Annotated in this window: 6 protein-coding genes, 1 tRNA gene and 1 pseudogene; 6 read left to right on the forward strand and 2 right to left on the reverse strand. The window is 28.8% G+C overall.

Annotation, left to right across the window (positions count from 1 at the left end):
- The first annotated feature begins 32 nt into the window (after window positions 1-32).
- Window positions 33-173, forward strand: a complete 141-nt coding sequence (locus ACLR9T_RS09460; RefSeq protein ID WP_413109298.1) for a hypothetical protein — start codon at window positions 33-35, stop codon at window positions 171-173.
- A gap of 694 nt (window positions 174-867) precedes the next feature.
- Here the strand turns inward: ACLR9T_RS09460 and ACLR9T_RS09465 are convergent.
- Together ACLR9T_RS09465 and ACLR9T_RS09470 are read right to left on the reverse strand one after the other, a co-directional pair.
- Window positions 868-1,176: a hypothetical protein gene (locus tag ACLR9T_RS09465; protein ID WP_413109299.1), complete on the reverse strand. Its 309-nt coding sequence runs from the start codon at window positions 1,174-1,176 to the stop codon at window positions 868-870.
- A gap of 531 nt (window positions 1,177-1,707) precedes the next feature.
- Window positions 1,708-1,782, reverse strand: a tRNA-Arg gene (locus tag ACLR9T_RS09470).
- 680 nt (window positions 1,783-2,462) lie between these two features.
- On the opposite strand from ACLR9T_RS09470, the gene ACLR9T_RS09475 reads away from it, so the two are divergent.
- From ACLR9T_RS09475 to ACLR9T_RS09495, 5 genes and pseudogenes are all read left to right on the forward strand, one after another.
- Window positions 2,463-3,332 (forward strand): diacylglycerol/lipid kinase family protein, encoded by an 870-nt coding sequence (locus tag ACLR9T_RS09475; RefSeq protein ID WP_413109300.1) that lies wholly within the window; start codon window positions 2,463-2,465, stop codon window positions 3,330-3,332.
- A gap of 193 nt (window positions 3,333-3,525) precedes the next feature.
- Window positions 3,526-6,126, forward strand: a pseudogene (locus ACLR9T_RS09480) (cation-translocating P-type ATPase).
- A gap of 31 nt (window positions 6,127-6,157) precedes the next feature.
- Window positions 6,158-7,576 (forward strand): UDP-N-acetylmuramoyl-L-alanyl-D-glutamate--2,6-diaminopimelate ligase, encoded by a 1,419-nt coding sequence (locus ACLR9T_RS09485; protein WP_413109301.1) that lies wholly within the window; start codon window positions 6,158-6,160, stop codon window positions 7,574-7,576.
- Window positions 7,577-7,597: 21 nt separating this feature from the next.
- Entirely contained in the window at window positions 7,598-8,023 is a 426-nt protein-coding gene (locus tag ACLR9T_RS09490) for a GNAT family N-acetyltransferase (RefSeq protein WP_413109302.1), read from the forward strand.
- Window positions 8,023-8,304: a hypothetical protein gene (locus ACLR9T_RS09495; RefSeq protein WP_413109303.1), complete on the forward strand. Its 282-nt coding sequence runs from the start codon at window positions 8,023-8,025 to the stop codon at window positions 8,302-8,304. The genes ACLR9T_RS09490 and ACLR9T_RS09495 overlap by 1 nt, the downstream gene beginning before the upstream one ends.
- Window positions 8,305-8,447: the final 143 nt, after the last annotated feature.

Here is an 8,447-nt window from a genome sequence, read left to right on the forward strand (position 1 = left end):
CTTGTTGTAAAATATCTTTGGAGGAAGAAGAAATGAAGAAATTAAGGGGAGTTTCAAACGAGTTAAACAAAACTATACAAAAATTGAAGGAGGATAAAGATATAGAAAGAGCTGTGGGAGAACTGCAGGGGATTAAGGATCAGTTAAAGAAGATTGTAAAAGAAAATACATAGTTTATTTAGATATAAAAACTGCTTTTAAAAGCAGTTTTTATATCTAATTATTATTTCAAATAAAAAAATTGCTATTATTGTATTTTGATGTTTTTCTAACTTATAATGGGGCGAGATATTTAGTAAGTAATATAAAGGTTCCTATTCAATAATATTTAAGTTAAATTTTAGAGGCAGTAACGAAATAACTTTTTAAAGAAAGTTGAATTCGTTACTGCCTTTAATAAAGGATTTTAATAGAAAATCTAGAAAAAAAGTGTTTATTACAACCTAAACAGTTAATATCTTATTTAAATAATATTGTTGAGTTAAGAAATATTGTGCCCATAATAATAGAGTTTTGAGTTTCAAGTGTAGGCAAAATACAGTATATAATAATGAATTACATAGTAAGTATAATATTAATAAAAATTCTCCTTGGCAAGATGTGTATAATGTGTTTTTGGTTATACAGTGTTTTCTTTCTAAAAATCAATATGGACAAATGCATAACACAATAAAAAAGAGCAAAAGAGATGAATAAACATTTAAATACAATTAGTTGCAATAATATATTATCTTCACTAGGGTTTCCAAATGATTGGTATCTTGTTCAGAAGTTACCCCAATAGCTATTAATAAAAAAACTTAGATCAAACGGCCTAGGTTTTTAGTATAACAAAAGGTTAAGACAGCAAATGTCTTAACCTTGTTATTATTCATTATCTGAAATTGGGTTTATTATTTGGAGATTATAATCAGAACTCGCAAACTTTTTAACAATTTCATCCATATCTCCTTTTTCATAAAGCTCTCTGTTCTCTTCAAGAAACGAATCTGTAATATTTTCACCTTCTTCAGTGTAAATGCTAACACCATATTCGTTTTTATTATAAGCATCATTGAGATAAATACGAAGCATAGGGTATGGACTTGAATCTCCATCGATAATTGCACATATTATGACTGAAACCATTGAAATTACAAAAATTGTTACAATAATCGCTCCTTTTGATATTTTCATATTTTTTTCTCCATCCTGTGGCTCCCACTTACTGCTATTTTATTATTTTACAAAATAAATAATAATGATAAGGAAAGCGCTCTCTATTATTAAAGTACTAATATGTTGGATAAAAGTCAAGTGATACGATATTTTAATAATCTTTAATATTCTGCAGTATCTGTTTCTGTTTTTATCCTTTAAATTCATAAAAAATCACCTCAGGTTTATTTTTAACAAAGTTAAAAAAACTAGAAGTAATTTATAAATATAAAATGTAAGAAATATTAAAAGAGTTGACATTAATGTACAATCCAAAGTGCTATAACTTATTAGACATCTATGCGAGCTATGCTTATCGAGAAAATTAATAAGAGAAGGCATCCGATAAATTTGCGTGCGCTGCTTTTCGTATATAAAAATTCAGATTATAATATTAATATAAATCTTTAGATTATAAAAGAAACTTAATAAAAAAATTTACTGCACGAATACTGCATGACAATTTTTTTAACCAAAAAAACCGCTCTAGACAGCGGGGTTTAACTAATATGGCATCCTCAGTAGGAATCGAACCTACAACTTAACCTCCGGAGGGTTACGTGATATCCATTTCACTATGAGGACAGTACTAAGTGATTATAACATTATTAATGATAAAAATAAATATTAAAGAATAGATTTTGATAAAAATTTTTGACTATATATAAAGCAAAGTTGACTGGGAATATAAAAAAGCCAGATAGCTAGATTGTAGATTGAATCGATTAATTGTAAGTGGATTAAAGCAATTGTTATGTCACAGCATAAAAGTAAAATAATAGCAGAAAAAAAACTTTTATTAATCTTAAAACTATGAAAAAGATTTAATATACTAAAGCAAAGATAAATAAAAGCCAAACTAATTAATGGATCTATAAAAATAAAAATAAGAAAGAAAAAGGGGAAGTAGGTATTATATTTTAAAAGACGCATGTACATAAGCTGAACTATAATAAATATACTGATGCCAATTAAGTAATGGGTCGTAAACAAAAGAAAATAATCGGCTATAAAAGCTGCTCCTGTTGCCAAAACAGCATAAAGATTGGCATTTATAAAAAATAAGTAGCTAAAGCAATTAAAGCTTATTAGCCATTTAATTAAATTACTGTTATAACCATAGAGATCATAATATACAAAAATACATCCAAGAAAGATATTAATTATATATATCATTTAATCACCCTTTTAGTAAATTATTGCCGAGTTAAAAAAATATTCCCATTATTTAAAGAAATTTGATAAAATTAAAATGGTGATATTTTATGGATAAAAAACATATATTTATTATGAAACCTAGTCTGAAAAACACAAAAATAGAAACTATGATCGTTGATGTAATGAAAGGCTATCAATATGAAATCAAGTATACTGAATATCCACGACATGCAACAAAAATAGCTAAAAGTTATCAAAAATGTAGTTATCGTATATATGCTGTGGGTGGGGATGGAATGATACATGAGATAGTACAGGGATTAATTGGCAGTGATAATGAATTAGTTGTTATTCCTGCAGGTACGGGTAATGATTTTATTAGAACGATTAGTCACACAAATGATCCTAATAAACTTTTAAAAATGTCTTTAAATCTCAAGTCACAATCAATTGATTTAATTAAAGTAAATGATATTTATTGTATTAATGTATTTTGTTGTGCATTTGATAGTGATATCGCTAATAATGTTCACAATTATCATCAAATAAAATATTTACCACGAGCTTTACAATATGCTAATGTTTTAGTGAAACGATTATCAAGATATCGTTTATATCCAACTAGCCTTTATTGTGATGGTATAAAAATTTATGAAGAGAATCTGATTGTTGGAGCGTTTTGTAATGGTAAATATTTTGGTGGAGGATTCAGGATTGGTAAAAATGCTGATCTTAATGATGGATTTATTGATATTAATCTTGTTTCTAGTTTGAAGAAACGTTCAATACCTTATTATTTGATTTTATTGTTTAGTGGAAAACTTGAAAGAGGGAGATTATATTATCATAATAAGTTAAAAGAATTAGATTTGAAAACAAAACAAGATGTTAATATTGATGAAGAAACTTATCCATCGGGGATATATCATTTAGAAATTGTTAAGAATTCACTAAAAATTGTAATATATGAAAAATAGGTTGACTTTTGTAGATAATATATTTATCATATATAGTAAGTAAAAGGGAGTAGCTGGCACTTAGGTGTTTACGCTTTCGTCAATACGATGAGTTTATCATCCGGAACGTAATGAAATAGCGAGACTTTTATTGCATTTTATGATGCAATAAAAGCCTCGCTTTTATTGTGTTAAAAAGAAGGAGGTAAGAAAAATGAAAGCATTTTACAACAAAACAACTGCTGAGGTTAGAAAAGAGATAAATGGTACTTTAAAGCCGCTTAGCAATGAACAAGTAAGGAAAAATCAGGAAAAATATGGTTTAAATGAACTGGTAGAAGCTAAAGCTAAAAGTATTCCAATAATATTTTTAGAGCAGTTTAAAGATTTTTTAGTAATTATTTTAATTTTTGCAGCATTAATATCAGGATTTTTAGGAGATTTAGAAAGTGCATTAGTAATTTTAATAGTTATAACTATTAATGCTGTTTTAGGTACAGTCCAAACAGTTAAAGCTGAACAATCATTAAATAGTCTTAAGGAATTATCTTCACCAAATGCTAAGGTTTTACGTGATGGTAAAGTTATTGAGATTTCAAGTAAAGAAGTAACCATTGGTGATGAAGTATATTTAGAAGCAGGAGATTATATTCCAGCTGATGGTAGAATTATTTAAAATGCTAGTCTGAAAGTTGATGAAAGTGCTCTTACTGGTGAAAGTCTAGCGGTTGAAAAAACAATCGAGGTTATTGAAGGTGAGGTTCCTCTTGGGGATCGTACTAACATGGCTTATTCAGGTAGTTTTGTAACTTATGGTCGGGGAAAGTTTTTAGTTACTGGAATTGGGATGGAAACAGAAGTAGGAAAGATTGCTCAATTATTGAAAACTACTTCTGAAAAGAAAACTCCATTACAAGTTAATCTTGATAATTTTGGTAAGAAATTATCGATTATTATTATGGCCTTTTGTGTTTTATTATTTGGTTTAAATATTTTCCAAGGTGGTAATATTGGTGATGCTTTTATGTTTGCTGTTGCTTTAGCTGTTGCGGCAATTCCAGAGGCATTAAGTTCTATTGTAACAATAGTGTTATCTTTTGGAACCCAGAAAATGGCTAAAGAGGGAGCTATTATTCGTAAATTACAAGCTGTTGAAGGATTAGGAAGTGTTTCGATTATTTGTTCTGATAAAACAGGGACATTGACGCAAAATAAGATGACTGTAGAAGATTATTATATTGAAGAAAAAAGAATTATGGCTAAAGATATTGATCCATCAAATCCTTTACACAAAGATTTGATGCGGTTAAGTATACTATGTAATGATTCTACTAATATCGATGGTCAAGAAATAGGAGATCCTACAGAAACAGCAATGATCAATTTAAGCGATCGTTTAGGGGTACCGGCTCAACGGGTAAGAAACGCTTATCCTCGATTAAGTGAGTTACCATTTGATAGCGATCGTAAAATGATGTCTACATTTCATCTTTTAAAAGATGGTTATACAATGATTACAAAAGGTGCTGTAGATGTTTTAATTAAAAGAGCAAAATATATTCGAAAAAACGGTCAGGTTTTGCCAATAACTGATAATGATATAAAAAATATCCAAGATATGAATATGGAGTTTTCAAAAAATGGTTTACGAGTTTTAGCGATAACATACCGTAAGTTTGACTGTGAAAAAGTTTTATTACCAGAAGATGAAAATGATTTAATTTTCTTAGGGTTGATTTCGATGATGGATCCACCAAGATTAGAAAGTGCAGAGGCTGTAAAAGAGTGTATTCAAGCAGGGATTATTCCAATCATGATTACAGGTGATCATAAAGTAACCGCTGCAGCAATAGCGAAAAGAATTGGTATTTTAACTAAGGATTCACAAGCTGTTGAGGGAAGTGAAATTGATTCTTTAAGTGATGAACAATTGCAACAATTTGTTGAAGATAAACGTGTTTATGCTCGCGTTTCACCAGAACATAAGATTCGTATCGTTCGTGCCTGGCAGGAAAAAGGAAATATTGTTTCCATGACAGGAGATGGGGTAAATGATGCTCCAGCATTAAAACAGGCAAATATAGGTGTAGCGATGGGAATTACCGGTAGTGAGGTTTCTAAAGACGCTGCATCAATGGTTTTAACTGACGATAATTTTGCAACTATTGTAAAAGCAATTGAAAACGGACGTAATGTTTATGCACATATTAAAGATGCAATCCAATTTTTATTATCTGGAAATTTTGGGGGGATCTTAGCAGTATTATATGCTTCTATTATGGCATTACCGGTTCCTTTTGCTCCTGTGCATTTATTATTTATTAATTTATTAACGGATAGTCTTCCTGCGATTGCTTTAGGGTTGGAACCACATAGTAAAAATGTAATGAATGAAAAACCACGCCCTATGAATGAATCAATATTGACTAAAACGTTTTTAATTAGTGTTGGCATTGAAGGGTTTGTAATTGCGGTTATGACAATGATTGCATTTATGATTGGCTATCAGAATGGAAATTCTGTTTTAGCTAGTACAATGGCTTTTGCAACACTTTGTCTATCGAGATTGGTACATGGTTATAATTGTAAATCAAAAAATCCAGTGTTATTTAAAAAAGGTTTCTTTAATAACAAGTTTTTACAAGGAGCATTTTTAATTGGATTTGTTTTAATTACTTTAGTTGTTACAATGCCGTTTTTACAAACGATATTTAAAGTTCAAACATTAAATATTGAACAATTAATGTTAGTTTATGGTTTAGCTTTAGCTAATTTGCCGATTATTCAATTTATTAAATGGATTAGAAATAAATAAAGTATTCAAAAATGAATACTTTTTCTTTTGTATGATTAATATTTATAATATAATAAAGACAAATGAGGTGAAAATTGTGGAAGTTGCATTAAAAACAGATTCAAGAAAAGTAAAACCTGGAGATACATTTATAGCTATCCCCAATGTTGTTAGAGATGGCCATGATTATATTGACCAGGCGATTAAAAATGGTGCAAGTAAAGTAATTGTTGAACAAGGTAATTACAGTGTTGAAACAATTACAGTAAAAAATACAAGGCAATATTTAAAGGAATATTTATTCGAAAATTACTATCCTTTAATTAAGGATATGAAGTTGATTGGAATTACAGGAACTAATGGTAAAACAACCACTTGTTTGATGGTTTATCAGATTTTAACAATGTTAAAACAGAAAGCTGCATATATGGGAACAGTAGGTTTTTATTATGGCAATGTAAAAAAAGCAGTTGTCAATACGACTCCAGATGTTGATGTACTATACAATATGTTATTAGAGGCTAAGGAGCATGGAGTGAAGTATTTTGTGATGGAAGTTAGTTCGCACGCTTTGGATAAAGAACGAATTTATGGGCTGGAATTTGATGAAGTAGCTTTTTCTAATCTAACACAGGATCATTTGGATTATCATAAGACTATAGAAAATTATGCTAATGCAAAAAGAAAACTATTTACAAAAACAAGAAATAACAAAATTGCAGTTATTAATGGAGATGATCCTTATTATCAACACTTTATGTTACTGGAAAATAATAATATTGTTATTAGTGATAGAGATGGTGATTTAAAGATTGAAGATGTATGTTTTTCGCATTTAGGGACAACATTTAAATTTTCTTATTTAAATAACTGTTATGAAACATCACTAAATATGGTAGGACGTTATAATATTTATAATTATTTAACTGCTTTGCTTTTAGTGAATAAATTAGGTTTTGCAATTAATGATATTTTATTATTAAATGATAAATTAAAAACCCCATCAGGACGAATGGAATTAATAAAAGATGGTACTAATAGTATTTTTGTTGATTATGCTCATACTCCTGATGCTGTTAAAAATGTTTTAATAAGTGCTGAAGAATTTAAAAGTGGACGAATTATAACAATTATTGGCTGTGGAGGAAACCGCGATCCTTTAAAACGTCCTATTATGGGTAGAATTGCTGTTGAGCATAGTGACTATGTCATTTTTACGAGTGATAATCCACGAAAAGAAGAGCCTGAGGATATTTTAAATGATATTACAGCTAATTTAACTAATGATAATTTTGAGGTTATTGTAGATCGTCATGATGCTATAATAAAGGGAATAGATCTACTTGATAATAATGATATTTTAATGATTTTAGGAAAAGGGCATGAAGATTATCAGGAAACAAAAACTGGTAAACGACATTTTAGTGATCAAGAAGAAGTGTTAAAATATCTTGAGATAAAAGATTTGTAATTTTGGTATTTAATGATGAAAATGAGATTATTAAAAATTAGTGACTATCAGTCGATCTATAATTTGTGGGAAAATACTTCTGGAATGGGTCTTAGAAGCCTCGATGATAGTGAAGCAGGAATTAAAAGATTTTTATTACGTAATCCTAAGACTAATTTTGTTGCTGTTGTTGATGAAAAGATTGTTGGTGTGATTATGGCTGGTAATGATGGGAGAAGAGGCTATATTTATCATTTAGCAGTTCAAAATGAATATCGCCGAAGAGGAATTGCTAGTGCATTAGTTAAAGAATGTTTAATGGCCTTAAGAACTGAAGAAATAAATAAAGCTGCTTTAGTTGTATTTAGTGATAATAAAAGTGGAAATCACTTTTGGAAAAAACTAGGATTTATTGAACGAGATGATCTGGTTTATCGAAATTTAAGCATAAATGAGGAAAATATTTGATGAGAATACAGCAGATAGATATTAGCGAGATTATATATGAAAAAAAAGATTTTACTGATAGTATGTATGAATCAATTAAACGAATCGGATTATCATTTCCTATTAAAGTAATAATTAAAAATGGTAGATATTATTGTCAAGATGGTCATAAACGTATTTCAGCAATTAATGAAATGATTAGTGAAGATATTTATCAAAAAAGACGAAAAATTAATATTATAGTGATGAATAATGGTAATAATCGTTCAAATGATTGTTGGCGAGTTAAGAATATGCATTAAAGACTTTTTATTAGACTGAATTATCTTTTTATGTCTCAATAATGGCTATTAATGGTATAATATATTTATAGTTAGGAGAGTGGACATATGGATAATGAAGATATAGTTAATAAATATGAGAAAAATTATCTATATTATGAGCA

Origin of the sequence: Thomasclavelia sp. (assembly GCF_047249845.1) — a bacterium.
Taxonomy (GTDB): Bacteria; Bacillota_I; Bacilli_A; order Erysipelotrichales; family Coprobacillaceae; genus Thomasclavelia.

Bases quoted from the DNA above. Each gene is read 5' to 3' on its own strand.
- ACLR9T_RS09460 (WP_413109298.1), top strand. From the start codon at position 33: ATGAAGAAATTAAGGGGAGTTTCAAACGAGTTAAACAAAACTATACAA.
- ACLR9T_RS09465 (WP_413109299.1), bottom strand. From the start codon at position 1,176: ATGAAAATATCAAAAGGAGCGATTATTGTAACAATTTTTGTAATTTCA.
- ACLR9T_RS09475 (WP_413109300.1), top strand. From the start codon at position 2,463: ATGGATAAAAAACATATATTTATTATGAAACCTAGTCTGAAAAACACA.
- ACLR9T_RS09485 (WP_413109301.1), top strand. From the start codon at position 6,158: ATGATTAATATTTATAATATAATAAAGACAAATGAGGTGAAAATTGTG.
- ACLR9T_RS09490 (WP_413109302.1), top strand. From the start codon at position 7,598: ATGAGATTATTAAAAATTAGTGACTATCAGTCGATCTATAATTTGTGG.
- ACLR9T_RS09495 (WP_413109303.1), top strand. From the start codon at position 8,023: ATGAGAATACAGCAGATAGATATTAGCGAGATTATATATGAAAAAAAA.